33 protein-coding genes are annotated in these 26,127 nt (G+C 64.4%); 11 read left to right on the top strand and 22 right to left on the bottom strand.

The genetic code is table 11. The features are described 5' to 3' along the window. Positions 1–4: 4 nt before the first annotated feature. From HNQ95_RS09615 to minC, 4 genes are all read right to left on the bottom strand, one after another. Positions 5–760 (bottom strand): DUF1868 domain-containing protein, encoded by a 756-nt coding sequence (locus tag HNQ95_RS09615; protein WP_154383992.1) that lies wholly within the window; start codon positions 758–760, stop codon positions 5–7. A gap of 242 nt (positions 761–1,002) precedes the next feature. Beyond that, the gene (minE, locus tag HNQ95_RS09610) at positions 1,003–1,272 is read right to left on the bottom strand and encodes a cell division topological specificity factor MinE (protein ID WP_067961364.1); all 270 of its coding nucleotides are present in this window, start codon (positions 1,270–1,272) and stop codon (positions 1,003–1,005) included. Next, on the bottom strand, positions 1,269–2,084 hold the full coding sequence (gene minD / locus HNQ95_RS09605) for a septum site-determining protein MinD (RefSeq protein WP_067961362.1): 816 nt from the start codon (positions 2,082–2,084) through the stop codon (positions 1,269–1,271). The genes minE and minD overlap by 4 nt, the downstream gene beginning before the upstream one ends. Before the next feature lie 17 nt (positions 2,085–2,101). Next, the gene (gene minC / locus HNQ95_RS09600; RefSeq protein ID WP_067961361.1) at positions 2,102–2,806 is read right to left on the bottom strand and encodes a septum site-determining protein MinC; all 705 of its coding nucleotides are present in this window, start codon (positions 2,804–2,806) and stop codon (positions 2,102–2,104) included. Positions 2,807–3,047: 241 nt separating this feature from the next. Here minC and HNQ95_RS09595 point away from each other — a divergent pair, with 241 nt between their 5' ends. Both HNQ95_RS09595 and HNQ95_RS09590 read left to right on the top strand, forming a co-directional pair. Then, a complete protein-coding gene (locus tag HNQ95_RS09595; protein ID WP_182573962.1) occupies positions 3,048–3,740 on the top strand; it encodes a lysoplasmalogenase in 693 nt (230 codons plus the stop codon). Continuing rightward, positions 3,727–5,151, top strand: coding sequence for a coniferyl aldehyde dehydrogenase (locus HNQ95_RS09590; RefSeq protein ID WP_182573961.1), 1,425 nt, complete (start codon positions 3,727–3,729; stop codon positions 5,149–5,151). The genes HNQ95_RS09595 and HNQ95_RS09590 overlap by 14 nt, the downstream gene beginning before the upstream one ends. Positions 5,152–5,169: 18 nt before the next feature. On the opposite strand, the gene HNQ95_RS09585 is transcribed toward HNQ95_RS09590, so the two are convergent. Then, entirely contained in the window at positions 5,170–5,637 is a 468-nt protein-coding gene (locus tag HNQ95_RS09585) for a DUF1801 domain-containing protein (RefSeq protein WP_312870921.1), read from the bottom strand. Between the two features lie 101 nt (positions 5,638–5,738). Next, positions 5,739–6,632: a DMT family transporter gene (locus HNQ95_RS09580; RefSeq protein ID WP_067961354.1), complete on the bottom strand. Its 894-nt coding sequence runs from the start codon at positions 6,630–6,632 to the stop codon at positions 5,739–5,741. A gap of 171 nt (positions 6,633–6,803) precedes the next feature. On the opposite strand from HNQ95_RS09580, the gene HNQ95_RS09575 reads away from it, so the two are divergent. Both HNQ95_RS09575 and HNQ95_RS09570 read left to right on the top strand, forming a co-directional pair. Continuing rightward, positions 6,804–7,874, top strand: a complete 1,071-nt coding sequence (locus tag HNQ95_RS09575; RefSeq protein ID WP_067961352.1) for a YeiH family protein — start codon at positions 6,804–6,806, stop codon at positions 7,872–7,874. Positions 7,875–7,890: 16 nt separating this feature from the next. Beyond that, positions 7,891–8,784, top strand: coding sequence for a LysR family transcriptional regulator (locus tag HNQ95_RS09570; RefSeq protein WP_067961350.1), 894 nt, complete (start codon positions 7,891–7,893; stop codon positions 8,782–8,784). 12 nt (positions 8,785–8,796) lie between these two features. Here HNQ95_RS09570 and HNQ95_RS33395 read toward each other — a convergent pair whose 3' ends face one another. Continuing rightward, positions 8,797–8,955, bottom strand: a complete 159-nt coding sequence (locus HNQ95_RS33395; protein ID WP_210289155.1) for a hypothetical protein — start codon at positions 8,953–8,955, stop codon at positions 8,797–8,799. Between the two features lie 66 nt (positions 8,956–9,021). Here HNQ95_RS33395 and HNQ95_RS33955 point away from each other — a divergent pair, with 66 nt between their 5' ends. Beyond that, entirely contained in the window at positions 9,022–9,156 is a 135-nt protein-coding gene (locus HNQ95_RS33955) for a hypothetical protein (protein ID WP_256438248.1), read from the top strand. Between the two features lie 21 nt (positions 9,157–9,177). On the opposite strand, the gene HNQ95_RS09565 is transcribed toward HNQ95_RS33955, so the two are convergent. Then, positions 9,178–9,663 (bottom strand): GNAT family N-acetyltransferase, encoded by a 486-nt coding sequence (locus HNQ95_RS09565; protein WP_182573960.1) that lies wholly within the window; start codon positions 9,661–9,663, stop codon positions 9,178–9,180. 336 nt (positions 9,664–9,999) lie between these two features. Here HNQ95_RS09565 and HNQ95_RS09560 point away from each other — a divergent pair, with 336 nt between their 5' ends. Together HNQ95_RS09560 and HNQ95_RS09555 are read left to right on the top strand one after the other, a co-directional pair. Further along, positions 10,000–10,437: an NlpC/P60 family protein gene (locus HNQ95_RS09560; RefSeq protein WP_286290553.1), complete on the top strand. Its 438-nt coding sequence runs from the start codon at positions 10,000–10,002 to the stop codon at positions 10,435–10,437. Between the two features lie 295 nt (positions 10,438–10,732). Continuing rightward, positions 10,733–11,398, top strand: a complete 666-nt coding sequence (locus HNQ95_RS09555; RefSeq protein WP_286290555.1) for a DeoR/GlpR family DNA-binding transcription regulator — start codon at positions 10,733–10,735, stop codon at positions 11,396–11,398. Between the two features lie 16 nt (positions 11,399–11,414). On the opposite strand, the gene HNQ95_RS09550 is transcribed toward HNQ95_RS09555, so the two are convergent. The 7 genes from HNQ95_RS09550 to HNQ95_RS09520 all read right to left on the bottom strand — a co-directional run bounded on the left by HNQ95_RS09550 (position 11,415) and on the right by HNQ95_RS09520 (position 15,759). Further along, positions 11,415–11,813 carry a GFA family protein gene (locus tag HNQ95_RS09550; protein WP_246340641.1) on the bottom strand — a complete coding sequence of 133 codons (399 nt, stop codon included), beginning with the start codon at positions 11,811–11,813 and terminating at the stop codon, positions 11,415–11,417. Positions 11,814–11,937: 124 nt separating this feature from the next. After that, entirely contained in the window at positions 11,938–12,165 is a 228-nt protein-coding gene (locus HNQ95_RS09545; protein WP_067961344.1) for a hypothetical protein, read from the bottom strand. 247 nt (positions 12,166–12,412) lie between these two features. Then, positions 12,413–12,877, bottom strand: a complete 465-nt coding sequence (locus HNQ95_RS09540) for an aminoacyl-tRNA deacylase (RefSeq protein ID WP_067966415.1) — start codon at positions 12,875–12,877, stop codon at positions 12,413–12,415. A gap of 242 nt (positions 12,878–13,119) precedes the next feature. Next, the gene (locus tag HNQ95_RS09535) at positions 13,120–14,052 is read right to left on the bottom strand and encodes an alpha/beta fold hydrolase (RefSeq protein ID WP_154383985.1); all 933 of its coding nucleotides are present in this window, start codon (positions 14,050–14,052) and stop codon (positions 13,120–13,122) included. 299 nt (positions 14,053–14,351) lie between these two features. Beyond that, a complete protein-coding gene (locus tag HNQ95_RS09530) occupies positions 14,352–14,819 on the bottom strand; it encodes an SRPBCC family protein (protein ID WP_182573959.1) in 468 nt (155 codons plus the stop codon). An 83-nt stretch (positions 14,820–14,902) separates the two neighbouring features. Further along, the gene (locus tag HNQ95_RS09525) at positions 14,903–15,151 is read right to left on the bottom strand and encodes a ParB N-terminal domain-containing protein (protein WP_067961339.1); all 249 of its coding nucleotides are present in this window, start codon (positions 15,149–15,151) and stop codon (positions 14,903–14,905) included. Between the two features lie 101 nt (positions 15,152–15,252). Beyond that, positions 15,253–15,759 carry a hypothetical protein gene (locus tag HNQ95_RS09520; RefSeq protein ID WP_067961337.1) on the bottom strand — a complete coding sequence of 169 codons (507 nt, stop codon included), beginning with the start codon at positions 15,757–15,759 and terminating at the stop codon, positions 15,253–15,255. A gap of 336 nt (positions 15,760–16,095) precedes the next feature. On the opposite strand from HNQ95_RS09520, the gene HNQ95_RS09515 reads away from it, so the two are divergent. Continuing rightward, the gene (locus HNQ95_RS09515) at positions 16,096–16,266 is read left to right on the top strand and encodes a hypothetical protein (protein ID WP_154383983.1); all 171 of its coding nucleotides are present in this window, start codon (positions 16,096–16,098) and stop codon (positions 16,264–16,266) included. A 66-nt stretch (positions 16,267–16,332) separates the two neighbouring features. Continuing rightward, complete coding sequence (locus tag HNQ95_RS09510) at positions 16,333–17,373, top strand: DUF1176 domain-containing protein (protein WP_154383982.1); 1,041 nt, start codon at positions 16,333–16,335, stop codon at positions 17,371–17,373. 2 nt (positions 17,374–17,375) lie between these two features. Here HNQ95_RS09510 and HNQ95_RS09505 read toward each other — a convergent pair whose 3' ends face one another. From HNQ95_RS09505 to HNQ95_RS09475, 7 genes are all read right to left on the bottom strand, one after another. Beyond that, on the bottom strand, positions 17,376–18,242 hold the full coding sequence (locus tag HNQ95_RS09505) for an alpha/beta hydrolase family protein (protein WP_376769250.1): 867 nt from the start codon (positions 18,240–18,242) through the stop codon (positions 17,376–17,378). Between the two features lie 257 nt (positions 18,243–18,499). Then, on the bottom strand, positions 18,500–20,110 hold the full coding sequence (locus HNQ95_RS09500) for an NTP transferase domain-containing protein (protein ID WP_182573958.1): 1,611 nt from the start codon (positions 20,108–20,110) through the stop codon (positions 18,500–18,502). After that, a complete protein-coding gene (locus HNQ95_RS09495; protein ID WP_067961331.1) occupies positions 20,107–20,817 on the bottom strand; it encodes an XdhC family protein in 711 nt (236 codons plus the stop codon). Before HNQ95_RS09495 ends, HNQ95_RS09500 begins: the two co-directional genes overlap by 4 nt. A gap of 3 nt (positions 20,818–20,820) precedes the next feature. Beyond that, positions 20,821–21,156 (bottom strand): XdhC family protein, encoded by a 336-nt coding sequence (locus HNQ95_RS09490; protein ID WP_067961329.1) that lies wholly within the window; start codon positions 21,154–21,156, stop codon positions 20,821–20,823. 20 nt (positions 21,157–21,176) lie between these two features. Beyond that, positions 21,177–22,412 (bottom strand): vWA domain-containing protein, encoded by a 1,236-nt coding sequence (locus HNQ95_RS09485; RefSeq protein WP_182573957.1) that lies wholly within the window; start codon positions 22,410–22,412, stop codon positions 21,177–21,179. A gap of 10 nt (positions 22,413–22,422) precedes the next feature. Beyond that, positions 22,423–23,349 (bottom strand): AAA family ATPase, encoded by a 927-nt coding sequence (locus HNQ95_RS09480; RefSeq protein ID WP_182573956.1) that lies wholly within the window; start codon positions 23,347–23,349, stop codon positions 22,423–22,425. Between the two features lie 20 nt (positions 23,350–23,369). Then, the gene (locus HNQ95_RS09475; protein ID WP_067966410.1) at positions 23,370–23,864 is read right to left on the bottom strand and encodes a flavin reductase family protein; all 495 of its coding nucleotides are present in this window, start codon (positions 23,862–23,864) and stop codon (positions 23,370–23,372) included. A gap of 153 nt (positions 23,865–24,017) precedes the next feature. On the opposite strand from HNQ95_RS09475, the gene HNQ95_RS09470 reads away from it, so the two are divergent. Together HNQ95_RS09470 and HNQ95_RS09465 are read left to right on the top strand one after the other, a co-directional pair. Beyond that, the gene (locus HNQ95_RS09470) at positions 24,018–25,091 is read left to right on the top strand and encodes a branched-chain amino acid ABC transporter substrate-binding protein (RefSeq protein WP_182573955.1); all 1,074 of its coding nucleotides are present in this window, start codon (positions 24,018–24,020) and stop codon (positions 25,089–25,091) included. Then, positions 25,091–26,113: a P1 family peptidase gene (locus HNQ95_RS09465; protein ID WP_182573954.1), complete on the top strand. Its 1,023-nt coding sequence runs from the start codon at positions 25,091–25,093 to the stop codon at positions 26,111–26,113. The genes HNQ95_RS09470 and HNQ95_RS09465 overlap by 1 nt, the downstream gene beginning before the upstream one ends. Positions 26,114–26,127: the final 14 nt, after the last annotated feature.

The following is a 26,127-nucleotide window of genomic DNA, read 5'->3' as shown; positions in this document are numbered from 1 at the left end:
TCATTCAGCTGCCGAGTGCCTCCCACCTCCGCAATTTCCGCCCAAGGCCGCCAAGCACCAGCAACTCGCAGAAGTGGTTCATGTCCTCGAACGAGCAGAACGCCGGCGGGTCGAGTTCGAGGATCGGCATCTTGCGCCTGATGTCGCCGGCCACTTCGCCCAGCATCTCCTGCCAGCGCGGCAAGGCGTCGTCGTCGAGCCAGTCGATGGCGTAGGCGAAGGTGATGTGGAACGGGTAGTCGTCATGATCGGGATGGCGGTAGCCGAGCAGGTCGGCGAGCACGTCGCGCCATTGGCGCATTGCCCTGCGGTCGCGTTCCCGGGCACCGTCAACCAGAAGGCCGGAGGGCCGCGCATGTGTCACCTCGACCTGGAACGGCTCCAAGACCGGCAGCGTCTCCAGCCGCGCGGCCATGATCTCGGTCAACTCCTCGATCGACGCGTCGAGCGCCAGGCCATCCGGCCAGAATCCCGGCTTGCGACGGTACTCGATGACGCCCTGGAACAGTGTCATGTGCAGGCTGGTGATGGGAGTGAAGACGAAGTGCCTCGCCTCGGGCATGGCGAGGAATTTCTCGCGGGCCTCGACCAGACCTTCCAGCGTCGGCGAGCCCTTCGAGACATGGCAGACGATGGTGTTGCCGGGCTCAGGCAGGAAGCCACCAGCGCGTAGATAGCGCGTGCCGAGATGCGGCGGCTGGGTCGTGTTGCGTCCACTAGAATAAGCGAGCAGTTCGGGCGAGAGAGCATCTGCGGGCATCGTTGCGGTCCATCGTTCGAGGTCCGCCTGCCCTAACGCCCCTCAGCGACCGCCGCATGACAACAAGGAGATACGAGATTGCGAGTTCACGAAGCCGCAGCCTGAAAAGCTGCCCTCACCATCGGGATCGTCGATGCGGGTGCTGCCGCCACGACACCTCAGGCCATCGCCGGCGTGGCAGGCACGACATCCTGCACACCGGCGGCCTCTCGGCGGATCGCCCAGCCAGCCTGCGTCTTCGCTCAGATCGCCGCCGCGGCCTTGATGCCGGCGTTGGGGATATGGATGTCGATTTCCAGCGTCGAGGTGGTGGCGCCGCGATCCATGGTGATCTTGACGTCATCCTGGTTGACCTGGACGTGCTTGGCGATGACCGCGATGATCTCCTCGCGCAGCACGGCGACGAGATCGGGCTGGTTGCGGTTGTTGCGTTCATAGGCGAGCAGCACCTGCAGACGCTCGCGCGCCACCGGTGCACTACCGCCACGCTTGAAGAAGTCGAGCAGTTTCATGCCACTCTCCTTCCCAGAAGACGGTTAAGGAGACCTTTCTTCTCGACCGGCGTGACCATCGGCACGTCCTCGCCCTCAAGGCGCTTGGCAGCGTCGGCATAGGCGCGCGCAGCGGCATTGGTCGGCTCGTTCAGCGTCACTGGCGAGCCGACATTGGAGGCGCGCAACACGCCCTGGCTTTCCGGAATGATGCCGAGCAGCGGCACCGACAGGATTTCCAGCACGTCGTCGATCGACAGCATCTCACCGCGGGCCGCGCGGCCGGCATCGTAGCGGGTTACCAGCACGTGCTTGGTGACGCGCTCACCCTTCTCGGCCTTCAGCGTCTTGGAATCGAGCAGGCCGATGATGCGGTCGGAATCGCGGACGGAGCTGACTTCCGGGTTGGTGACGATGACGGCCTCGTCGGCGAAGCGCATGGCAAGCTGGGCGCCGCGCTCGATGCCGGCCGGGCTGTCGCACAGCACGTAGTCGAACTTGTCCCGGAGGGCGTTGATGACACCGGCGACACCCTCCTCGGTCAGCGCGTCCTTGTCGCGCGTCTGCGAAGCCGGCAGCAGGAACAGCGATTCGACGCGCTTGTCGCGGATCAGCGCCTGCGCCAGCTTGGCCTGGCCCTGCGTGACATTGACGAGGTCGAAGACGACGCGGCGCTCAGCGCCCATCACCAGGTCGAGATTGCGCAGGCCGACGTCGAAGTCGATCAGCACCACCTTCTTGCCGGACTGGGCGAGCACGGCACCTAGGGCAGCCGTCGAGGTCGTCTTGCCGACCCCGCCCTTGCCAGATGTGACGACCACTACCTTGCCCATTTTGTTGTCTCCGTTTGTCAATTGAGGGGCGCGACCTGGATGGCGTTGTCTTCCAGATGGACCTGGATCGCCTTGCCATGCATCGACGGCTCCATGTCCTCGGCGGTGCGGTACCAGCCGTCGACGGCCAAAAGCTCGGCCTCGTTGCGGCGGCAGAAGATGCGGGCGCTGCGGTCGCCCCAGGCGCCGGCAAAGGCGCGGCCGCGCAGCGTGCCATAGACGTGGATCGAGCCGCCGGCGAGGATCTCGGAACCGAAGCTTGCCGAGCCCATGACGATCACGTCGCCATGCGGATGGACGATCGACTGGCCGGAACGCACCGGCTGCTCGACGATCAGCGTGTTGGACGGTGACAGCGGCGCCTTGGCGGCCTCCTCGGCCTTCGCCAGCGCTTCGGCGTCGACCTGTTCTTCCTCGACCATCGTCTTCCTGGCGCCGGCCAGTTTCGGTGGCAGCTCGTCGCCGAGCGAATCGATATAGTCGGCCTCGATCGCATAGGTCCTGATTCCGCGCTCGGCGATCAGGGCCACCAGGGCGCCGATTTCGTCGGCCAGCGGCTTCAGCGCATTGAGGTCCAGCACCACCGGCCGACCCTTGAAAAAGCCGGGAGAATTCTCGATCCAGCGGTCGAGATCCTGCAGCCACTGGTCCAGCGGCGCCTCGGGCACAAGCGCGAAGGCAACAAACGAACGGGCGCGAAAGCGGATGGATTTGTTCTGCATCGGGGCGCAAATCACTGGCAGGCTTCTGGGAGGTCGGGGTGTAGGCGATGGTGAACGAAACGTAAACTGCAATTCGCCTTACAGCGCGTTATGCTCCGCGCGTATCGCATTTGCGCAACGGCCCCGTGACCCGACCCCAAACATTGGCACCTGCCCTTCCCGCACTTTACGTAAGGGTAACTGGACAAACTGCCGAAAACATTGGCTTATCCTGACATCGGCAGCACGAGGGGCGCGCGGCATGGGCACGGCGACACGCAGCAACGCAACGATCTACCGGCTCTTCGCCATCTGCGCGGTGCTGGCCATTCTGGGCAGCCTGATCGCGCCCGATGCCAGCTCGCACTGGCGCTGGCTGCATTACCTCACCAAGCCGACGGCGACGCTGCTATTGCTGATCGCCGTGCTGCGCGGCATGGATTCGCGTAGCTATGGCCTGCCGATCGCCATTGGCCTCGGCTTTGCCGCGCTGGGTGACTTTTTCCTGATGCTGCCGGGAGACTATTTCCTTGCCGGCCTCGTCTGCTTCCTGCTCACCCACTGCGCCTATATCTGGGCGCTGACCCGCGATTCGAAGTTTGGCGGAAACATCGGCATCTTCGCGCTGTTTGCCGCGCTGGCCGCTGCCGTCTTCGCCGGGCTGTGGTCGCACCTGCCCTCGCCCATGCGCATTCCGGTTGCGATCTACGCGCTGGTGCTTGCCGCCATGGCCGCCCAGGCGCTGTCGCGCGACCGCCAGCTTGCCGGCACGCCCGCGCAGAAAGCGGCACGCCTTGCAGCCCTCGGCGGCCTGTTCTTCATGGTCAGCGACACAGTGCTTGCTTATGGCCGCTTCCGCTGGAACATTCCCTACAATGCCATCTGGGTGCTCGGCACCTATTATGCAGCGCAGTATCTCTTCGCCCGTTCGACGGAAAACGATGCTGAAGCCTAACGACAGCCAGCCCGACCTCAGGGCAACCTTCGACACGCTGCGCGCCGCCTGGCTCGAGACGCGGCCGTCCTATGCCCAGCGCGTCGACGACCTCAAGCGCCTGCAGCGCGCTTTCGGCCAGCGCCTCGACGAGATGATCGAGGCAATCAGCGCCGATTTCGGCCACCGCTCCCGCCATGAAAGCCTGCTCGGCGAAGGCAGCGTCGTCTTGTCTGAAATCAAGCACACGCAACGCATGCTGAAATCGTGGATGAAGCCCGAGCGTCGTTCGGCCGGTTGGAAGCTCCTGCCCGCCAGCGCCGAGATCCGCCACGTGCCGCTTGGCGTCGTCGGCATCATCGCGCCGTGGAACTATCCGGTGAACCTGGCGTTGGCACCGCTTGTCGCGGCCATCGCCGCCGGCAACCACGTCTTCCTCAAGCCCTCCGAACACACGCCGCGCACCGCCGCCTTCCTGCAGTCGCTGCTGGCAGAAGTCTTTCCGCCTGCGCGGGTGGCGGTGGCGCAAGGCGGCACTGAGCTGTCGGCGGCCTTTTCCGAACTGCCTTTCGATCACTTGTTCTTCACCGGCTCGACGGCTGTCGGCCGCAAGGTGATGGCCGCGGCCGCCCGCAACCTGACGCCGGTGACACTCGAACTCGGCGGCAAGTCGCCAGCCATCGTCGCGCCGTCGGCCAATCTCGAACGCACGGCCCGGCGCATCGCCACCGGCAAATTCTTCAACGCCGGCCAGACCTGCATCGCGCCCGACTATGTTCTGGTGCCGCAGCAAAAGCGCGACGAGCTCGTCCGCCTGGTCAAGCAGGAAGTCAGTGCCCGCTACAACGCCAGGCAAGGTTTCGACGACTACACCTCGATCGTCAATGACGGCCAGTTCGCCCGCCTGAGCGGCCTGCTCGACGACGCAGCCGTACGAGGCCACGAGCGGGTCCCACTGCTCGACATCGCCACATTGCCCGCCGGCCGCGAGCGCCTGCTGGCGCCGACCGCCGTGCTCGATCTCGCCCCTGACAGCGCCGTCATGCGCGACGAGATCTTTGGGCCGATCCTGCCCATCGTCGGCTATGCTTCGCTGGACCAGGCCATCGCCTATGTGGTGGAGCGAGACCGCCCGCTGGCGCTCTATTGCTTCGGCGACGACAAGGCCGAGATCGAAACCATGCTGTCGCGCATCGTCGCCGGCGGCGTTTGTGTCAACGACACGCTCTACCAGTTCGCCTGCGCCAACCTGCCCTTCGGCGGCGTCGGCGCCTCCGGCATGGGCCACTATCACGGCCGCGAGGGTTTCCTCACCTTCTCCAAGGCGATGCCAGTGTTGCGCAAATACGAGCCCTCGGCCAGTGACCTGATCCGCCCGCCCTACAAGGGCCTGACCGACTGGTTGGTGCGGCTGGTGACGAAACTGCACTGATTGAGATGTGCCGCTGGGTCAGCGCTGCCGCCGGTGATAGGTCAGCGCCATCGCCAGGCAGATCGCCAATGGGGCCGGCAACGGTTTATCGACGTCGAGCAGGAGCGCCCTGTTGCCCTGATAGGTGAAGGTTTCGCCAAAATGGGCGCGAACACTCTCCACCAGCGTCGTTTGACAGTTGAAATACACCGCGCAGGTCTGGCCGCCGGGCTTCGGCCAGCCGAGCCGTATGGTGGAGCCGCTGCCGCTGGCTTCTGTCAGATAAGCCGGCTCGCCCCATTTCAGCGTTTCGGTCAATGGCCCGACGCCCGGCGTTTCGGCCGCCGTCGACAGGATCAGCCCGCGTATCTCGAGCAATCGCGCCCGCACCGGCGCGGGGAATGCTGCAAACGCCGCCGCCACGGCCTCTGGTATCGCGGCGTTGAGCGCAGCCACGTTGTGCATATCAGCCAGTCTGCACTCGTTCATGTCGGCTTGCTGCATCATCAGCTGATCCCTGCTCCGCCCGGCACGATCGCATCATCCGGATTGACAAATCCTGCTGAATTTCAGGGGCCGGTGCGGGCCTCATTTGCCGCCGGCCGCCCTCACTTCATGAACAGCAGCGCCATGCCAGCCACCACCAGCGCCGCCCCTGCCCAGGCGCCGCCGGCCGGGCGTTCGCCCGTCTTGGCCCACAGCATCGGCAGGATGATCACGGGCGACGTGGCAGACAGGGTCGAGACGATGCCGACCTTGCCGCCGGACAGCGCAAACAGCAGCAGCGTCATGCCGATGGCGAGCGCGATGATGCCGGTCAGCGCTGTCAACGCCGCCACCTTCCAGGTCAGCGGCCCCTTCGGCTTCACCGCCGGGATCGGCAGTTGCAGCAGCACCGTCAGGCAGAAGGCGGCAATGCCGACACGCAGCATCGAGGCGAGGAACGGGTCGATACCTGTCGCCATGACAGGCCGCGCGATGATCGAGCCGATCGCCTGGCCGGTGGCGGCTCCCAGCCCGAGCGCCACGCCGATCCACAGCGGCCCCTTCACCGTCTCCCAGGCGTGCAGCTGGTCGCGGCGCTTGCCGAACAGGATCGCCAGCAACACGCCGGCGACCGTCAACCCGATGCCGGCCGCGGCCTTGGCGGACAGATCCTCGCCCAGCACCATCCAGCCAAGCACGGCAGCAATCGGCGCATTGAGCGCAAACAATATGCCGGAGCGGCGCGGGCCGAGCCGGTTCAGCGCGGCAAACAAAAGCGTGTCGCCGGCGAAGATACCGATCAGGCCCGACAGGATCAGCGGCCCGGCAACGCCGGCGTCGAGTTCGCGCCAGCTGCCGGTCGCCACCACGTAGACAGCCAAAAGCCCGGTGACGAAGAGCTGGCGCAGCCGGTTGAACGCCGGCGCACCGAGATGGCCGGCAGGCCCGGCCGAGATCAGCCCGGTGATGGCCCAGCATGTCGCGGCACCCAGTGCTGCAATCTCGTAAACAGGCATCGGCGACTCGGCATGAATGAGGAACGGAAGGGCCCAAGAGATACCAGAGACCGGACAGAGGTGAAACGCGCCAGACCATTCGCCTCACCCGAACGATTCAAGCGATATTACGCGTTGGATTGATTGAAAGCGGGCGCATAGCTTGCACCTGAAATCGACAAGTCCAAGCCCATGAATGCCCTAACCAGAACCGAAACCACACTTTCCCCCACCCGCAGCCAGGCGGGGCGCCAGCCGGCGCGTGGCCGTCACGACAACGCCAGACTGCTGCCCGGGCTGCTGCTTGCGGCGGGCATCGCTGCCCTTGCCTTTGCGCTGCGGCATTTGCCCGGCCTCGGCAGTTTCAGCCCGATGATCATTGCGATCGTGTTGGGCATCGCCTTTCACAATCTTGCCGGCACCCCGGACCAGGCCAAACCAGGTGTGGCGTTTTCGATGCGCAAGGTGCTGCGTTTCGCCATCATCCTGCTTGGCCTGCAGCTGACAGCAAGCCAGGTCGCCGAAGTCGGCATCACTGGTGTGGCCATCATCGCTGCCACGCTTGTTGCCACCTTCACCTTCACCGTGTGGCTCGGTCGGCTGATCGGCGTCGAGCAAAAGCTTGCCGAGCTGATCGCCGCCGGCACCTCGATCTGCGGCGCGTCCGCCGTCATCGCCACCAACACGGTGACCAAGGCATCGGACGAGGATGTCGCCTATGCGGTTGCCTGCGTCACCGTCTTCGGCTCGATCGCAATGTTTGGCTATCCGCTGCTGCCCGGGTTGCTCCAGCTTGGCCCCCACGCCTACGGTCTGTGGGCGGGCGCCTCGATCCACGAGATCGCCCAGGTCGTGGCAGCCGCCTTCCAGGACGGCCAGCAGGCCGGCGAGTTCGGCACCGTCGCCAAGCTCACCCGTGTCCTGATGCTGGCGCCTGTCGTGATCACGCTCAGCCTTGCCGCCCGCCAGCGCGCGAGATCGTCCAGAGCGACCCAAGGCGGCACAACTGCCCCGATGCCGTGGTTCGTGCTCGGCTTCATAGCCATGGTTGGCGTCAACAGCCTCGTCGACATTCCGGCGGATGCGAAGACATGGATCGTCGCACTCACCACCTTCCTGCTCACCATGGCGCTTGCCGCCATGGGCCTCGAGACCGACATTCGCAAGCTCAGGGCCAAGGGACTTCGTCCACTCTTTCTTGGCCTGGCCGCGTTCCTTTTCATCGCGACTTTCTCTCTAATGCTGGTCAAGCTTCTGGGCTGAGACCGAAAGGAAAGCCGTGACTCTCGAACAGCTCAGGATCTTCGTTGCGGTCGCCGAACGCGAACATGTCACTCGGGCCGCCCAGGCACTGAACCTGACGCAATCGGCGACCAGCGCCGCGGTGTCGGCGCTGGAGGCGCGTTACCAGACGAAGCTGTTCGACCGCGTCGGCCGCCGCATCGTGCTCACCGACGCCGGCCGCATCTTCCTGTCCGAGGCGCGTGCCGTGCTGGCCCGTGCCGGCTCCGCCGAGGTGGTGCTGGCCGATCTCGCCGGCCTGAAGCGCGGCTCGCTCAAGCTTGCCGGCAGCCAGACTGTCGCCAATTATTGGCTGCCATCGGTCGCTCATCGTTTCCAACAGCGCTTTCCCGGCATCGCGCTCGGCATCACCATCGGCAACACCGAGACGGTCGCAGCTCAGATCCATGACGGTTCGGCCGATCTCGGCTTTGTCGAGGGCGAGGTCAACGATCCCGCCCTCGCCATTGAAGCGGTCGCCGAGGACGAACTGGTGCTGGTCGCCGTCGCCGATCATCCCTGGACCGTAACGCCGCCGTCCTCTCCCGAGGACCTGAAGTCGCAGCGCTGGATCGTGCGTGAACAAGGTTCGGGCACGCGCGCCCATTTCGAAGCGATACGGGCGCTGCGCGGCGTCGAGACCGACAGCCTCGACATCGTGCTCGAGCTGCCCTCGAACGAGGCCGTACGTGCGGCGGTGGAAGCCGGTGCCGGCGTCGCCATCATGTCGCGCCTCGTGGCGCACGCCTCGCTCAAGGCCGGCACGCTTGTCGCCGTCGACTTCGCGCTGCCCAGGCGCAGCTTCTTCGTACTGCGCCACCAGGAGCGTTATGCCACGCGCGCCGCGCGCGAATTTCTGGCGCTGGTCCGGGGTGAAGCCAGCCACGGCTGATCGACGTCGGCTTCACGTGCGAAATGCTGGCGTCATCGTCCCCTGCCAGATGCCGCGCATGCGGATGATCATCGCCATTTCGGGAATTTCCGACCCGGAAAAACCACGCTCACGCGCGCCCTGGCCGAGCGCTTTCACAGCTGTCATCTTCTGGGGCGACGTCGATGGCATCTCACGCCATCCCGATGACTATCTGGGCTGGCATCGCACAGGTTCTACGCCGATGGCGGTCACGAGTTGTTCGCCGACAAGGAGCTCGTCGATTCAGCAGACATCGTCATCGACGGAATGTGGCCAATAGCCAGCCAGATGGAGAGGCTCGAACGCCCGCTGCGTGAACTGGCTGACCTGGAACATGCGGGCCGCCGGTAAGCCGCCGGCCCGTATGCCCGGTCAGTTCGCGAAGCTCAGCACGGCCTCGACCTCGTCGTCATAGGTCTCGCCCGTCGTGACGAAACCGAGTCGCTTGTAGAAGCCTTCCGGGCTCGCCTCACCCAGGCCGTAGCTGGTGAAGAGTTCGGCAAATCCCCTCGCCTTCATCTCGCGGACGACGAGCGCGATCGCCTTTTCGCCATACCCCATGCGCTGGAACGGTCCCGCGATCATGAAGCGCCAGAGGAAGGCGCCAGGGCAGTCGATGACGTCATAGTCGGAGCCGATATGCAGCATGACGAAGCCCACCGGTACCTCGTCGGCATAGACGGCGCGGAACCAGGCGTTTTCGGAAAAATGCGCCTCGGCGATAGAGGTGCCGTTGTCGGCGACCTTGTTGCGCTGGGCCTCGCTCAACGTCTCGCTGAGATCGCAAATGTCGGAGACGGTCTGGGCGGAGATACGGCGCAACGAGACTTCGACGGCCGAATTGATCTTTTCGGTCATGGCACTTTCCATGCTTGGATGTCTGACCCGGCAAAGCCGGCGCGGTTGATGTCGTCCGCCAACGGGTCGGGCTGTTGCCCGAAGCGCACATAGTTTCGGAATTCCGTGGCGTCAAGCAACTCTCATTTCAAATTATGTATTGCTTCGAGCGATACAAACAAAAGTATGAGCCGCCCCCCGACGCAAGAACCACTTGATCGGTAAAATCAAAACATGTTCTGGAAAAGATTCGGACATTACTAATTTAACATCCTGGAATGGAGGACCGAATGGCGCGCATCGCAGCAATCACGATCGAGGTCAACAAAACTATCATTTCAACAGGATATCTGCTCCGTGAAAACACGCACAGAAAACTACATCGATAACGCCATCACCTGGGCCATGTCCCAGCTTGGCAATGAGGATTACTGCTTCCGCTGCCTCGCCTTCGTCGAGGACGCCTATGAAGAGAGCAACGAGATCGAAATCTTCGGCGGCGACTGCGCCAAGGAATCAGCGGACGAATATGGCGTCAACCCACCGACCGGCGAACCGCCGCGCGGCGCCTTCGTCTTCTTCGACATGACCGGCGAGCTATTCGACGTCACGACCAACTGGGGCCATGTCGGGCTTGGCCTTGGCGAAGGCCGCATCGTCCATGCCTGGGATGAAGTGCGCATCGACGACATCAACGCCGTCGAGGCACTGGAGCCCGCCGAAGGCTGGACTCAGCCACGCTACATTGGCTGGGCACCCGTCGAGCGCATCCTGCAAGGCCACAAGATCAGGTAAGTCAGGCATCCGCGGCCACGGCCCCATGGCCGCGGATGCCTTTTTCGACGCCGAGGGCTTTCTTGTCCTCGTCCAGCCGGCACACAGGTGCCGGCAGGACAGAGTTGCAGTTCCTGGAAGCTGACTGCCGGATTGAGGTCCATCCTGGTCCGCGCGCACTGGAAGCGGTAAAGCCGATTCCAGTTCGGCAAGACAGAGCCGCAACAGCGCTTAAAAGCTGACCGCCAGCTTGACGTCGACGCCATGGTCCGAGGCACCGTTGCTCACTTGGCCGAGGAGGTCACCACTATACGGGGTGACCACGCAGACCGCACGTCGCGACATCATGGCGCTGGAGCAGGGCGGCAAGGTGCGGCGCCTGCATGGCGGGGCGACGATTTCAGCACCCGTCGATCCGACGGTGCTGCGCCAGCGCCGCGTCGAAAACGCCGCCGCCAAGGAGCGCATCGGCAGCCTGACCGCCGAGCTTGTGCCCGATGGTGCTGCTGTCTTCATCGACACCGGCACCACCTGCGAGGCGATGGCGCGCGCGCTGGTCAAGCGCCGCGACCTGCGCGTCGTCACCTACTCGCTGCGCGTCGCAACGACGCTGAGCGAAAGCACCAATTTCGCCATCGCCGTGCCAGGCGGTTTCGTCCGCCAGGTCGACGGTGGCGTCTTCCGCGAGGAAACGTCGGAATATATCAGGCGCTTCAAGTTCGACGTCGCCATCATTTCGGTCAGCGGCGTCGACCATGACGGCGACATCGGCGACGACGATCATGCCGAAGTCGCGGCCGTTGCCGCGGCCATAGGCCAGTCCGCGCGCACCATCATGGCCGTCGACAGCTCGAAATTCGGCCGCCGCGCCCTGGTCCGCCTCGGCTCGCTCCATGACATCCACACGCTCGTCACCGATACGCTGCCGGAAGAGCGCCTGCTCGCCCGACTGCGCGACAGCGGCGTCGAAATCTGCGTCTAGATCACGCGCAACAAGACTATGCCGGCGCTGCCTCGGCAAACTGCGGCAGGCCGTCATCAAGCTTGAGCCAGGGCTGCTTCGACGACACCCAGATATGCATGGTCGGGCGAAACAGGCCGGGATCGTCGAGCGAACCCGACGTTACGGCCAGCACGCCGGCGGATTCGCGCCCCGACAGCACGGTCGTGCCGCATTCGGCGCAGAAGCCGCGCTTCACCCCTGGCGACGAAAATGCAGTCTTCACCGGCCCGCTCATCGTCACCTGCTCGGTGCGGAACATCAATCGCGCATTGAACGCCGCCCCAACCGCCTTCTGACAGCTGCGGCAATGGCAGACGCGTTCGTTCAGCGGTGCGGCGTCCACGGCGTAGCGCACGGCTCCGCACATGCAGCCGCCTTCATATCGTTGCGCCATGTCAAATCCCCTCACCTGAGATACCGCTGTTGCGGCATCAGGCATAAGGTGCAGTGCTGTCGATTGTCGATGAAAAAGGTGGGGGTGACTGCCTCAGGCGGCAGTCACATCGCAGGTTGCGGCTTTACGCGCAAAGCGACGTGCACGACGCATTGGCCGTGCGGAAAGCCAAGCGGCTCTGCCGGCGGGCGCTGGCCCGCGAGGATACGCTTTCCCAGACCTGGGCGCCCGAAGTGGCATGCCGCGCCAGAAGGCGGATGTCGTCGGGGCAATAGCCGTCGCGTTCCATGACTTTCAGGATGATCGGATCCTGCAGCAGGTCTTCGAGTGTCAGTTCATGCTGGTCGTCCATAGTCGCCTCCATTCGTGACCATTTCGACATTGCTCACCATAGCCCCGAACCATGACCGCCGAATGGCGGATCGGTGACACGAAGCAGGTATTTTCCCGAACGGCGAAAAAACCTCTCGCTGTCGACCGAACCGCCCCTGAGGGCGTCCGGCCTGCCGCCCCGGTCAACACCTTAAGCGGCAATAGGCATCGTCATTCAATGACTTGCGTAAAGGCGCGCCCCGCCCCTTCACGCCGGGCTCAACTTTTCACCAGCTGATGCGGGCCTGCGGCATGCCATACATCAGCCGCGAAAACTCGTCCCCGGTGACATGCACGAGGGTGCGGTGGTCGCCGCCCTCGAAATAGACATCGCTGCCGCGGCGCAGTTGCTCGTCGACCACACAGGCCACCCTGTAGGGCACGCCGAGGATCGGCACCGCACCTTCGTCGCAGTCGGGAAACAGCGAACTCGCCTCTTCTTCGGTCGCCAGCCTCACCTTGTCGCCGATGATCTCGCGCATTCGGGCAAGATCGACATGGCGGGTCGCCGGCAGCACGGCCAGCACATAGCCGTCCTCCCATTTCAGCACCACGCCTTTGGCCAGCGCACTGCCGGGCACATGGCTCGCTTGCGCCGTCATCATCGAGCAGCCGGTGCGCGCATGCCTGGCGGCATCGTAGCGGATGTGATTGTCTTCGAGATATTCCTGCATCGTCAATGAGATAGCCATGACCACTTCCTTTCGTGGCATCATCGCGTCACTGCGGCCTGCATGTAGAAAGCGGCATCGACTGCCGTGCGGCAAGTTGGGCCGCATCATCGCCAGCTCATTTTCGATCAGTTTGCTGGCCGCATCTCCGACACCCTGCAAGGGGCATTTTCAGCGTGCCCGAACGATACCATTCGAAGCCGTGGTCCGGCAAGGAAATTGGCCGGGCGCCGCCGATTTCCGGCAGGCGCCCGGCCATTGCGCTACTGCGATTCCTTGACCTGCTCGTCCCAGGTCTTGACCTTGGTCTCGCCATTGAGGAAGGGCAGCACGGTCGTCGCCAGTTCCGGTGCGAAGAACACGTCGTAGTGGGTGCGGTTGGGGATGATCGCCAGCCGGTTCTGCGACATGTTCTCGCGCATCCAGCCGGCATCCTTCAGCCCGCCGCCGAGCAACTGGTAGAACTTCACGATGTGCTCGGGCCGGTACATGTCGCTGTCGCCATAAACCAGCATGACCGGCATCTTCAGCGTCTTGACGTCCTCGGCCCAGTCATAGGGCTGGCGCATGAACTCGCCCATCTGGTCGAGCAGTTTCGGGAAATCCTCGACCTTGGGCGCCACCGCCGCATAGGTCTGGTACATCGGCGTCTGCTTCATCATCTCTGCCATGCCGGCGCCGACCTGCGCCTGCATCGGCAGCATTTCGGGATAGAAGCCGTCCTGGGCATAGGCCGCCGACACCAGCGCCAGCCGGCGCACCGTCTCGGGATGCTGCACGGCCAGACGGAAGGCGACGCCGGAGCCGAAGGAATAACCGAGCGCGTCGACCTTGTCGTAGCCAAGCTTCTTGACCAGCCCGGCCATATCGTCGCCCATGTCGATCATGCTCATCTTGCGATCGGTCAGCGTGGTGCGGCCATGTCCGTAGAGGTCGACCGCAATCACCTGGCGATTCTTCGACAGCGCCGGCAGCACCGGCCCGAACATGTCGATCGACCCCAGCCCGCCATGCAACAGGAGCAGCGGCTCGCCCTCGCCGTGGATCTCGTAATAATAGTTTACACCGTTGATCTCGGCATGACCTGCCTTGACGCCGGCATCCGTGGCTTTCGCCGTCTCGGCCATCGCCACTCCTCCCGTCACAACTGCAAATGCCGCCGCCGCCAGCATGGTGATGAAACTGCGCTTGTTCATGTCCTCGTCCTCTCTTGTCCGAGCCTCGTCGCTCTTGCCTCTAGGACGAACGAGGCGAACGCATGCCTACATCGTGGGCGAAATTTTCCACGGGTGGAACAATTTTTGCAGTGACTTGCCGCGCCGCGATCCTTCCCACCCCCCTCTGCCCTGCCGGCCAGAGGGGGTGCGAAAGATCAGTACGCCGAAGGTTGGCTTCGTAGGGCAACGTCAGACCATGCTCACGAGGCCGCCGCCGCCCTAGGAATCGAAAAGGCCAGGTCTGCCGACCTGGCCTTTTCGCAATCAGGCAATAATCCTCAGAGCGTCTTGGCGAGCGCCTCGAGCTGATCCGCGCACTGACCCCAGCCTTCGTGGAAACCCATCTTTTCGTGGGCTTCGCGGTCCTCGACGTTCCAGTGACGGGCAACGGCGGTGTAGCGGGTCTTGCCGCCGCCAATGTCCTCGAAGGTCACGGTCGCCGCCATGAACGGCTTTTCCGATGGCTGCCAGGCCTCGGTAAAGGCGTCGGTGAAGACCAGCTTCTCGTTCGGCACGACTTCGAGATAGACACCCGAGCTCGGGTAGTCGACGCCCTCGGGGCTGCGCATGGTGATCGCGCTGGCGCCGCCGGCACGCACGTCGAGCTTGGCGCTGGCCGTCGTCCAGGGCAGCGGCGCGAACCACTTCGGCAAAAGTTCAGCATCGGTCCAGCAGCGATAGAGTTTTTCGCGCGGTGCAGCGATGATGCGGGTCAGGACCAGTTCGCGATCGTTGGCAGAAGTCATTTCAGTCTCCTCGTTGAAATCAGCTTTCGGACCTAGGACGAGCCAGCCGCGCTCGATCCGACAGGCCGCCGGAAAAAATCTGGCTAGTGTTTCCGCGCCTGGACGAGATAGGAATCGATGCTGGTCTCGCCGAGCCAGCGCACGGCCTCAAGCCGATGCAACCCCTCGACCAGCACGTAGCGCTTGCCGTCGTGCCGCACCTGGATCGGCGTCTTCATGCCGTTCTCGACGATGTCTTCGGCGAGATGCCGCACCGTTTCGGGATGCAAAGTCTTCTTGCGCGCCGCGGGCACGTAGATGTCGTCGAGCGGTATCTTCTGGACTCTGAGCATGGGGCCTCCCGGCAGTGCGATGCAGCGTCTCACAGATAGGACGTCTCACTGCATCGGCCAAGCGGGGCACTGGCCGGTCCGGCATCAGGCTGAAGGCGGCGTCAGCTTTTTTTCTTGGCGGCGCGGCGCTTGGCGTCGTCGATCATCATGTTGGCGAGTTGCATGCGCACCATGGCGCGCTGGCGCAGATGCGGCGCCACGCGGTCGGGGTGGTTGGCGAGCGCAAAGATACGGCGCAGCCTGGCGAGATCGGCCGGCTTGGCTTCGGCCAGGCCGAGCTCGGCGGCGATCGCGTCCGGGTCGATCGACGGCGGTTCGGGCGCTGGGGGCTCCAGAGGACCCGCCGCGGCTTCGACGGCGTCGGCCACAGCCCTGGCCCTGACCATGTCGAGCAGGGAAACGAATTCGTCCTCGAGCGCCTCGCCCGCCTCACGATAGCCGGCGGCCGCGGTCTCGCCCGAAACGCGGATGCGGCCGGAATGCAGTTCCTCGGCAACGGCGAGATAGTCGAACGGGATGGTCGGCGCGGGCGCAATCTCGCCAGGCTCGGGCGCGACGAACAGGTCGTCGAGCAACGAAGCGAAGTCGCGATTGGTCTCGGTGCCCATGCAAGGCCCTCCGCACGAAACGGCATGATACGCAATATTTGCCGGAACCGTAATCAGGCTCGGTTAAGAATCGTTTCGTGACGCCAGTGGCTTCTTAGAAATGTCGGCACAAAAAAACCGGGCCGCATGGGGGGGTAATATGCGGCCCGAAGTCGCCTTGCGGCGAGGAAAGCCAGCAGTGCCGGCTATTCAGTTACGCAACCGACACCTGACTTGTTACACCGGTCGTGAAAGATTTTTCCATGCACTGCATGGCAGCCATGCCGATGCTGCACTGCACAATCACGCCGGAATCACCTATATGTCGCCATGGGAGGACAAACCGGAGCCTGAGAGATGGGTTTCTATACCGAATTGTTCGCCCGCCCTCGCCCCAAGGAACAGGTCCGCTATCGTGCGGCGCTTGCTTTGCTGAACGCGATGAACTCGGCCGACCGCGCCGACATCGGCATCAAGCCGGCAGATTTTCCCCGTATCGCCCGCGAAATGTCGACGCGCCAGGCATGATGGTTCCGCGCGTCACTGCGCTGCCGCAATCGATGATGCATCATTGCGGCAGGCAGGAGATTCGCGATGAGGACTTTTTCGACACGGGCAGCATTGACCGCCGCCTTGACCAGCCTCTGGTCGTTCCAGGCGCTGGCCGCCGATCTGCCCTATCTCGATGACCGATCCGATGCGGCCGCCGTGGTGCGCTCGCTCTACAATGCGGTCAGCCGCAAGGAATATGCCCGTGCCTGGGACTATTTCGGCGATGCCAAGCCCGCCAAGGACTTTGCCGAATTCGCCAAGGGATATGAGAAAACCGAGCGCGTCGAGATCGAGACAGGCGCGGTCAGTTCGGACGGCGCTGCCGGCTCGATCTTCTACAACATCCCGGTCGCCATTCGCGCCATAGACAAGGACGGCACCGAGAAGGTTTTTGCCGGCTGCTACACCGCCCGGCAGGTCAACGGCTCGATCCAGGAGCCGCCCTTCACCCCGATCCAGCTCGAGAAAGGTGCACTCAAGCCAGCCGAAGGCAATCTGAGCGAAGCGCTGCCCAAGCAGTGTGGCGATGCCCCGCCCACAGAGATCGACGCCGTGCTCGACCTTGCCACCAAGACATTCGCTGCAAGCCACAAGGCCCAGTGCGACGTTGCCCGTGAAGGTGACGAGGCGATCCAGAGCTACAAGATTTCCTACCACAACAAATCGGACGCCGCCGACGCGCCGGCCAGCGAAGCCCGGCTGTTCCGCTTCTTCTGCCAGATGGGCGCCTATAACGAGACCCATGTCTATTATCTCTGGAACGAGGCCGACGGGCTGAACGAGCAGCATTTCGCCGCCCCCGAGCTCGACATCCACTACGAGGGCGACAATCCCGACGGCAAACTCGAGAGCGTCAACGTCATCGGCTACCGCACGGAAAACGCGCTGGTCAATTCGTCCTTCGACGACAAGACGATGACGATCACTTCGCACGCCAAATGGCGCGGCGTCGGCGATGCCTCATCCGACGGCACCTGGCTGTTCCGCGACGGCGCGTTTGCGCTGGTCCGGTACGACGTCGATGCGTCCTATGACGGCGATATCAACCCCGAGACGGTGCTCGACTACAATTCGGGACCTTGAGGCTATTTCGCAGACAGCATCCAGTTGAGCGTCTCGCGCCAGTCGGTCATGCGGATCGGCGTGCCGTGGGTTCCGGTCTCGAAGCGGACGAAGCGCGTCGGATAGGCCTTGTTCTTGGCCAGGATCGAGCGGAAGAACGCCTCCTGCTTGTCGGCGGGAAAAACAGGATCCTTGCTGCCCTGGCCGAAGAACACCGGCACCTTGGCCGCGAAGGCCGGTGATTTGAGGAAGGCATCGTCCCAGAGCGAGCCGAGCAACATCAGCCCGCCCAGCTTCTTGGCTGCCTTGGCGTCGCGCGCCAGTCCCCAGCACAGCTGGCCGCCCATCGAGCCGCAGGCGACGACGATCCTGGCGCCAGGTGACTGCGCCGCGTAGTGGTCGATAAGCGCCGCCACCTCTGCAACGCCCTTGTCGCCGAAGTCCGAGAAATCGGGTGACAGATAGAGCCCGCCATTGTCTGCCATCAGGTTCTTGATACGGTTGAAGTTGCCGCCGAAGGTGAAGTCCTCGACACCCTGCTTGCGGCTGCCGCCCTGGCCGTGAAGATAAAGCACGATCACCGTGGCGCCCTCGGTCTTGCCGACGGCGAAATGCCTGACATCGCCGACATCTGTCTTCAGCACCAGATCCTGCTGGGTCTTGCGGACACCCGTCGAGACGTATTTGCCCTGCACCCGGCGTTCCGGCACCTGGTCGCGCTCGTTGATGTCGCGCATCTCCCGATAGTCGACGACGCGGTAAGCCTCGCCCTCCGAAGACAGGATCGCCGGATAGGCGAAGAGCTCGTCCTTGTAGGGGGCAAGGGATTGGGCAGAGGCGGGAAATGCTACGAATGCGGCAATCACGAACGGCAAGACCAAGCGGCGCAAGCTAGCCTGCAGCCAAGCGCTCGACGTTGCCCCCCTCTGGCCTGCCGGCCATCTCCCCCGCAAGGGGGGAGATTGGCTGGCATCGACGCCTCGACCGACCTGCGACGAAGCAGGACGTGAACTGGCTGCGCAGCTGCTGATCTCCCCCCTTGTGGGGGAGATGTCCGGCAGGACAGAGGGGGGCGCGAAGGAATGAGACTTCAAATCGAATGACATGACGTAGGGTTGGCCAACCGGCAGGCGCTTTGTCAACAGCCTCAATCCTGCGGCACCCCGCCCGCTCCTGCCAGCGCCTCGGGCGTGTCGACGTCGACGGCAGCGCCGGCGCCGATCTCGATGTCGACGACATCGACGCTTTCGCTCTCGATCAGATGCCGGGCGCCGGTGTCGCCTTCGAGATGGGCAACGGCTGCAAACAGGGCGCGCGGCAGGATCACCGGATTGCCACGTTTGCCGTCATGGGTGGCGCGGACAACCGCACGGCCGCCTGCCCGCTCGAAGGCCTCGATCAGCCGGTCGAGGTCGGCCGGCAGCACCTCGGGCATGTCGCCGAGAACGATCAGCGCACCGGCTGCATCCTCGGGAAGCGCCGAAATTCCCGCCTTGAGCGAACTGGCGAGGCCTGAGGCAAAGTCGGCATTGTGGGTCGCGGGAATGTCGAGCCCGGCGAGCGCATCACCGATGCGGCTCGCCTGATGGCCTGACACAACGACAGTGCTTTCGGCCTTCGACGCAAGCACCCGTTCGGCGGTTCGGCGCACAAGCGGCTTGCCCTGGAACAGCGCCAAAAGCTTGTTGGGCCCGCCCATGCGGCTGGAACGACCGGCGGCGAGCAGCACGGCATGCACTTTCGGAACCGACGGAATGGCGGTGAGATCGCGTGGCTGCGGCCGCGTCGCAATTTCCATCAGCAGGCCGCCGACGCCCATTCCGGCAATGTCGGCCGCGGAAACGTCGAGCCCTGCCATCAGCCGGTCGAGCACCCAGTCAAAGCCGTTTTCCTTGGGGCTGCGCGCGCAACCCGGCGCACCGAGAACGGCGGTCTTGCCGATATGGCCAAGCACAAGAAGGTTACCGGGATCGACCGGCATGCCGGAACGGACGACGGTGCCGCCGGCGGCGCGGATGGCGGCCGGGATGACGTCATCGAAATCGGCCAGCGCCGAAGCGCCGAAAATGACGACGAGGTCGTTGTCGCGGGCAAGCTGCCTGGTGGCCTCGGCCACCGCACCGGCCTCATGCGCCGTGCGCCGTTCGGCGACGAGCCGGCTGCCCGAGCGTGCCAGCCGCTGCTGGGTCAGGCGCGCGGTCTTGTCGAGCACGCTTGGCTTGACGCTGGGCAGCATGGTCTGGATGACGCCGACGCGCTTCGCCGCGAAGGCATTGACGGCGAAGATCTCGCCTTTGGCGCACAGTTCGGTCGCCTGCCGCACCAGATCGCCTGACACGGCAAAGGGGATGATCTTCACCGTCGCCACCATCTGGTCTTTTTCGACCGTGGCATGCTGGGCCAGAGTGGCAACCGTTATCGAGGGGTCTATGGCGTTGATGGCGTCGATCAGGCCGGCATCGACGGTGAAGACGCCGGCTTCACGCGCATGCAGATTGACCCGGCCGGTCGCCGCCGGCTTCACCTCGATATGACGGTGCCGCATGCTGGCCGCGATCGCCCCAGCCGCCTGGTCTTCGCCGAGATCGCCCGGCTCCAGCACGGCGACGACGATCTCGCTCAGCCCCGAGGCTGCGAGGATGGCCACGTCTTCGGCGGCAAGCACATGGCCCTTGCGGTAGCGGAGGTCACCGGCGCTGGTGGAATGCGCAAGCACAGCGCCCTTGGCCTGGTCGACGGGGATTGCGCCAAATCTCACGCCGCCTCGCTTTTTGCCTTGGCGCCGAGGCCGCGCGCACGGAACGCCGAAATGACCTGCGCGAGAATGGCAACCGCGATCTCGGCGGGGTTGGCGGCACCGATGTCGAGCCCGATCGGCGCGTTGATGCGGTCGATCTGCTCCGGCGTCACGCCCATTGCCAGCAGGCGCTCTACGCGCCGGCCATGCGTCTTGCGGCTGCCCAGCGCACCGACATAAAAACACTCGGCATCGAGTGCTGCCTTGAGCGGCCAGTCGTCGATCTTGGGATCGTGGGTGATGGCGGCAAGTGCGGCATAACGATCGAGCGGACAATGCTTCAGCGCATCCTCGGGCCATTCGGCCTTGTGGACGACGTCGGGGAAACGTTCATCGCTGGTGAAGGCCGTGCGCGGGTCGATGATCTCCAGCGGAAAACCGGCGATCTTGGCCATCGGCGCAAGTGCCTGGCTGATATGGACGGCGCCGATCACCACCAGCCTGGGCTGCGGCAGGTGCACATTGAGGAAGAAGCTGCGGCCCTCGGCCTCGACCAGGCCGGACATGCCGCTGCGAAATGCCCTGGCGATCGCCTGGCCAAGGTCGCCTGCGACGGCATCGCCTTCCCTGACGACGCGGTCGCGGCCATCCCCGATGTCGGTGACGAGTATCGCGGCGCGGCGCGCGCGGCGCTCGGCATTCAGGGTTTTCAGGACATAGGGATCCATCGCTCAGCCCAACCGCTCGACATAAACCCTGATCTTGCCGCCACAGGACAGGCCGACCTGCCACGCCGTCTCGTCGGCGACACCGAACTCCAGCATCTTCGGCTGGCCGCTGCCGATGACATCGAGGGCCTCTGATATCACCGCCCCCTCGACGCAGCCGCCGGAGACCGAGCCATGGAAGGTGCCTTCGGCGTCGATAACGAGATGGCTGCCGACGGGGCGCGGCGCCGAGCCCCAGGTTTCGACCACGGTGGCGATGGCGACGTCCTTGCCGTCCTTCATCCAGCCTTCGGCGATGATCAGCGGGTCGCGGGCCTCATCGAGAAACTTGCTTGGCATGGAAACCTCCCTTTGCGACCTTACGCCGCCCGGCGCAGGCCGTCGATCATCCACAATCTGGGGTCGGTGTCGCGCGACGCCGGCGCGCCGAGCGAAGCGCAGAGATCGCCAAGCGCGTTGAGATTGTGCACCGGGCGGAACTCGTCGACATAAGGAAGCATGGCACGAACGCCGCGCGCGCGCGCTTCGAACCCCTCGAAGCGCAGCAACGGGTTGAGCCAGATCAGTCGGCGGCAGGATTTCTTGAGCCGCTCCATTTCCTCGGAGAGGCCTGACACATCGTCACGCTCGAGCCCGTCAGTGATCAAAAGTACCACGGCGCCCTGCCCGAGCACCCGGCGCGACCACAAACGGTTGAACTCGCCCAACGTGTCGCCGATGCGGGTGCCGCCGGACCAGTCCTTGACCGCGGCGGAGCAGTCGGCAAGGGCCGTGTCGGGATCGCGGTGACGCATCTGCCGGGTCAGGTTGGTCAACCTGGTGCCGAAGACGAAGGTGTGCACGCGCCGGCGCTTTTCGGCCAGCGCGTGCAGGAAATGCAGGAAGATGCGGGTGTACTGGCTCATCGAGCCTGAGATGTCGGCAAGCACGACCAGGGGCGGATGCACCTCGCGCACGGAGCGGAATTTCGGCAGGATCAGCTGGCCGCCGGTGCGGGCTGCCGCCCGCATCATGGCGCGCGGATCGACATTGCCGCCATGCGGGTCCGGCTTGAAACGACGCGTGCGCACGGTGTCGAAGGGCAGCCTGAGCGCTGCGATCTCGCGCCGGGCGTCTGACATCTCGTTTGCTGTCATCTGGGCAAAGTCCTTGCCGCGCAGCATCTCGTTGCCCGACACGGTAAAACGGGCGTCGACCTCGATCTCGGGGATTTCGCGCGGCGGCTGGCTGTTGTGGTGGCCTTCGAACATCGCCTGGCTGACGCGGTTTTCGGCGGCGCGCGGCTTCTGCTTCTCGCGGCGGTCGGGCGCCACGGGCGAAAACATCGCCAGCATCTTTTCGATCAGCTCGCGCGACTTCCAGAACAGCCGGAAGGCTTCATCGAAGGTGGCGTGATCCTCGTGGCGGCTGACCAGCACGGCATGCAGCGTCCAGTAGAAATCGTCGCGCGAGCCGATGCCCGCGGCCAGCACCGCCTCGATCGCATCCATCACCGAAGCCGGGCCGACACGCATGCCGGCCTTGCGCAGCGCGCGGGCGAAATAGACGATGTTGTCGGCGATGCGACCGTCTGATGCAGCACTGCTGGGCGTCATGTCACCGCACCTACTCCGCCGCAGCCAGCTCCGCCCTCACCTCGTTGAGGATGCGGCGGCCCTCGCCTTGCTCGATGCGCGCGATGTCGTCCTGATATTTGAGCAGCACGCCGATAGTGTCCGAAATCGTCTCGGGATCGAGTGCTATCTTGTCGAGCTCCGTCAGCGCCGACGCCCAGTCGATGGTTTCGGCGACGCCGGGCACCTTGAATAGCTCGATCTCGCGCAATTTCTGGATGAAGCGGACGACCTCGGCGGACAGGCGCCGGTTGGCCTGCGGCACCTTGCGGCTGACGATTTCGAGCTCGCGCTCTGCATTGGGATAGTCGACCCAGTGATAGAGGCAGCGGCGCTTCAGCGCGTCGTGGATCTCACGGGTGCGGTTGGTGGTGATGATGACGATCGGCGGTTCCTCCGCCCTGATCGTGCCGAGTTCTGGAACGGTGACCTGGTAGTCGGAGAGGATTTCGAGCAGGAAAGCCTCAAAGGCCTCGTCGGTTCGGTCGAGTTCGTCGATGAGGAAGACAGGGGCAGCACCCGCCTTGCCGGTCAACGCGTCCAGCACCGGACGCCGGATCAGGTATTTTTCCGAGAAGACGTTCCTTTCCATGTCGGAGCGGTCGACCTTGCCGACAGCCTCCTCCATGCGAATCTCGATCATCTGCGCCGCATAGTTCCACTCATAGACGGCGGAGGAAACGTCGAGGCCTTCGTAGCATTGCAGCCGGATCAGGCGGCGTCCGAGCGCGCTGGCCAGAACCTTTGCGATCTCGGTCTTGCCGACGCCGGCCTCGCCTTCGAGGAATAGCGGCCGGCTCATCCGCAGGGATAAGAAAAGTACCGTCGCAAGCGCCCTGTCGGCGACGTAGTCGGCGCCGGCGAGCATCTTAAGCGTCTCGTCGATTGTCTGGGGAACTGGACGAGGCGTGTCGGTCATGGCGTTTCCGGAGAGGCGGTCTACAGCACGTGATAGCTGCGGCCGTGATAGATCAGCGGGCGAAGGTTATCGCCGATGCGCAGGCCTGTCACCTTGCCAAACATGACACGATGGGTGGCCAGTTCCTTGGCGTCGACGAGCTCGCAGTCGAACACGGCAACGGCGCCGATCAGTGCCGGCGCGCCTGATGCCAGCACCTCCCACTCGCCAAGGGCGAAGCGCTGTTCGGGCGCGAGGCCTGTGACACCTGAGAAGGCCACGGCCAGTGGCTCGTGCCTGGCGGCGAGCGTGTTGAGGGCAAAATTGCCGTTCTTGACGAACAGGTCGTTGTTGGGGTTCTCGCGGTTGACGCAGACAAGCACCATCGGCGGGTTGTCTGACACCGAGCAGGCAGCGATGACGGTGGTGCCACGTTTTCCCGCCGGACCGTCGGTGGTCACCAGGTGCACCGCGCCGGCAAAATGGCTCATCGCGTCCCGGTAGGCCTGCGGCCCGACTTCAAACTTCTTCAACACCGGGTTTTCCTGCAACGAGACATAACAGCTATATATGGCCGCATCGACCGGGTCACAAGCTGAGATGGCACAAGCACGTTGCGCTTGGCCGGGCCAGGCAGTAGGTCAGGTTATCAGCCTAAACTTGGTCTTGCAGAGGATTTTTCGGAGCGAATGCGAGCCGCAACGGCCATCACCACCCTGCTTTGCGCGTCGCTGGCGACGCTTGCCGCCCATGCCGAGCCGGTGAAGCTCGGGCTTGCGACACCGCTGTCGGGTCCGTCAGCGATCCTCGGCGAGCAGGTCAAATCAGGTGCCGAGCTTGCCGCGACGCGCAGCGACGCTGTTCTGGTGATCGCCGACGACGGCTGCACGGCCGAAGGCGGCGCCAAGGCAGCGCAGGTGTTCATCGACGCCAAGGTTGCGATTGCCGCAGGCTTTCTCTGCACCGAGGCGGTCGAGGCCGCTCTGCCCGTGCTCAAGGCCGCCAACATTCCTGTCATTTCGGTCGGCGTGCGCACCGACAGCCTGACCGACCTGCGTGACAAGACCGCCTGGCCGCTGTTCCGGCTGGGGCCGCGCGGCGATGGCGAGCGCAATGCGGCAGCCTCGATCCTGACGCGGCTGTGGAACGACGAGCTGTTTGCGATCATCGACGACGGCACGATTTATGGCCGCGAGCTGGCCGAAAGTTTCCGCGCCAGCGCCGAACAGGCCGGGCTGAAGCCGGTGTTCTTCGACACCTACAGACCTCAGCTCGACAACCAGGTCGCGCTGATCGGCCGACTGCGCAAGGCGGGCGCCACGCATGTCTTCGTCGGCGGCGACGGCGAGGACATCGCCGTGATGGGCCGCGACGCAGCTTCGCTCGGCGCCGACATCATTTTCGCCGGCGGCGAGACTTTGCGCGTCGCCGACCGCACCGTGCCGCCCGCCACGGGCACGTTGATGATCGCACCGCCTGAATGGTCGGATGTCGCCAAACCGGAGGTGCGTTCGGCATTCGAAGCGGCCAAGACGATGACCGACGGCTACACTTTGCCCAGCTACGCCGCCGTGGAAATCGCCGGCGCTGCAGTGCGGCTCGCCGCGTCGAGCGGAAAGCCTGTCGCGGACATGCTGGCGGGCCAGGACTTCGACAGCGCCATCGGCACCATCCGCTTCGACGCCAAGGGCGACCTTGTGGAAAGCCCGTTCCGGCTGTTTCGTTTCGACGGAACCAGCTACCTGCCTGCAGAGACCCAGTAATGCTGCCAGCCACGTTAACAGCCGGACCGCTGAACCTGATCACCGACGTCGCCGGACTGCGCGTCGGCAACGCCAGCGATGAAAAGCTGAAATCGGGCGTGACGGTGGTGATCTGCGACACGCCGGCCACCGCTGCCTGCCAGGTGCTGGGTGGTGCGCCGGGAACGCGAGAGACCGACCTGCTCGAAGCGCACAACACCGTCGAGACGATCAACGCGGTCGCACTCTCGGGTGGCTCGGCCTTCGGTCTGGATGCCGCCTCGGGTGTGCAGGCAGCGCTGCGCGAAAAGGGCATCGGCTTTGCCATGCGCGACCAGGTGATCCCGATCGTACCGGCGGCGATCCTGTTCGACATGCTGAATGGCGGCGACAAGAACTGGGGCCGCTATCCGCCCTATCGCGAGCTTGGCTACGAGGCGGTGCAGGCAGCGGCGCGCGAATTCGCGCTGGGCACGGCAGGTGCCGGTACCGGCGCGCTGACCGCCGGCCTCAAGGGCGGGCTGGGCTCGGCATCGACGGTTCTGCCCAACGGTGTGACGGTCGGCGCCCTTGTCGCCGTCAACGCGACGGGGTCGGTGACAGTCGGCCGCTCCAGGCATTTCTGGGCGGCACCGTTCGAGCTGGACGGCGAGTTCGGCGGACTGGGATTCCCATCATCACTGCCTGCAGACGCTTCGCGCGTGTTCAAGAAATACGAGGAAGACAACAGTGCGGCCGCCAACACCACGATTGCCGTCATCGCCACAGACGCGGTGCTGACCAAGGCAGCGGCGAAGCGGCTGGCGATATCGGCACATGACGGCTTCACCCGCGCGATCTGGCCGGTGCACACCCCGTTCGACGGCGACCTGGTGTTCGCGCTCGCGACCGGTGCAAGTGGCATCGAGGTCGGGCAGGCCGAGGTCGTCGACTTCTACGCCGCCGCCGCCTCGACCATGGCGCGCGCGATCGCCCGGGGCGTGCATGAGGCAACCGCCACGCGTGGCGACATCATGCAGGTGTGGACGACGCGCAAAGGCTGAAGCAAAACTCTTTG

Source organism: Aminobacter ciceronei (assembly GCF_014138625.1).
GTDB lineage: Bacteria > Pseudomonadota > Alphaproteobacteria > Rhizobiales > Rhizobiaceae > Aminobacter > Aminobacter ciceronei.
This window is presented reverse-complemented; position numbering and strand designations above follow the sequence as displayed.

Coding starts and splice junctions, on each gene's coding strand:
- HNQ95_RS09465 (WP_182573954.1), top strand. CDS start 25,091: ATGCTGCCAGCCACGTTAACAGCCGGACCGCTGAACCTGATCACCGAC.
- HNQ95_RS09470 (WP_182573955.1), top strand. CDS start 24,018: ATGCGAGCCGCAACGGCCATCACCACCCTGCTTTGCGCGTCGCTGGCG.
- HNQ95_RS09595 (WP_182573962.1), top strand. CDS start 3,048: ATGGGCACGGCGACACGCAGCAACGCAACGATCTACCGGCTCTTCGCC.
- HNQ95_RS09545 (WP_067961344.1), bottom strand. CDS start 12,165: ATGGACGACCAGCATGAACTGACACTCGAAGACCTGCTGCAGGATCCG.
- HNQ95_RS09495 (WP_067961331.1), bottom strand. CDS start 20,817: ATGGATCCCTATGTCCTGAAAACCCTGAATGCCGAGCGCCGCGCGCGC.
- HNQ95_RS09530 (WP_182573959.1), bottom strand. CDS start 14,819: ATGACTTCTGCCAACGATCGCGAACTGGTCCTGACCCGCATCATCGCT.
- HNQ95_RS33395 (WP_210289155.1), bottom strand. CDS start 8,955: ATGCCATCGACGTCGCCCCAGAAGATGACAGCTGTGAAAGCGCTCGGC.
- HNQ95_RS09490 (WP_067961329.1), bottom strand. CDS start 21,156: ATGCCAAGCAAGTTTCTCGATGAGGCCCGCGACCCGCTGATCATCGCC.
- HNQ95_RS09590 (WP_182573961.1), top strand. CDS start 3,727: ATGCTGAAGCCTAACGACAGCCAGCCCGACCTCAGGGCAACCTTCGAC.
- HNQ95_RS09550 (WP_246340641.1), bottom strand. CDS start 11,813: ATGGCGCAACGATATGAAGGCGGCTGCATGTGCGGAGCCGTGCGCTAC.
- minE (WP_067961364.1), bottom strand. CDS start 1,272: ATGAAACTGCTCGACTTCTTCAAGCGTGGCGGTAGTGCACCGGTGGCG.
- HNQ95_RS09510 (WP_154383982.1), top strand. CDS start 16,333: ATGAGGACTTTTTCGACACGGGCAGCATTGACCGCCGCCTTGACCAGC.
- HNQ95_RS09580 (WP_067961354.1), bottom strand. CDS start 6,632: ATGCCTGTTTACGAGATTGCAGCACTGGGTGCCGCGACATGCTGGGCC.
- HNQ95_RS09525 (WP_067961339.1), bottom strand. CDS start 15,151: ATGCTCAGAGTCCAGAAGATACCGCTCGACGACATCTACGTGCCCGCG.
- HNQ95_RS09540 (WP_067966415.1), bottom strand. CDS start 12,877: ATGGCTATCTCATTGACGATGCAGGAATATCTCGAAGACAATCACATC.
- HNQ95_RS09575 (WP_067961352.1), top strand. CDS start 6,804: ATGAATGCCCTAACCAGAACCGAAACCACACTTTCCCCCACCCGCAGC.
- minD (WP_067961362.1), bottom strand. CDS start 2,084: ATGGGCAAGGTAGTGGTCGTCACATCTGGCAAGGGCGGGGTCGGCAAG.
- minC (WP_067961361.1), bottom strand. CDS start 2,806: ATGCAGAACAAATCCATCCGCTTTCGCGCCCGTTCGTTTGTTGCCTTC.
- HNQ95_RS09565 (WP_182573960.1), bottom strand. CDS start 9,663: ATGACCGAAAAGATCAATTCGGCCGTCGAAGTCTCGTTGCGCCGTATC.
- HNQ95_RS09535 (WP_154383985.1), bottom strand. CDS start 14,052: ATGAACAAGCGCAGTTTCATCACCATGCTGGCGGCGGCGGCATTTGCA.
- HNQ95_RS09480 (WP_182573956.1), bottom strand. CDS start 23,349: ATGACCGACACGCCTCGTCCAGTTCCCCAGACAATCGACGAGACGCTT.
- HNQ95_RS09520 (WP_067961337.1), bottom strand. CDS start 15,759: ATGGGCACCGAGACCAATCGCGACTTCGCTTCGTTGCTCGACGACCTG.
- HNQ95_RS09485 (WP_182573957.1), bottom strand. CDS start 22,412: ATGACGCCCAGCAGTGCTGCATCAGACGGTCGCATCGCCGACAACATC.
- HNQ95_RS09615 (WP_154383992.1), bottom strand. CDS start 760: ATGCCCGCAGATGCTCTCTCGCCCGAACTGCTCGCTTATTCTAGTGGA.
- HNQ95_RS09585 (WP_312870921.1), bottom strand. CDS start 5,637: ATGATGCAGCAAGCCGACATGAACGAGTGCAGACTGGCTGATATGCAC.
- HNQ95_RS09515 (WP_154383983.1), top strand. CDS start 16,096: ATGGGTTTCTATACCGAATTGTTCGCCCGCCCTCGCCCCAAGGAACAG.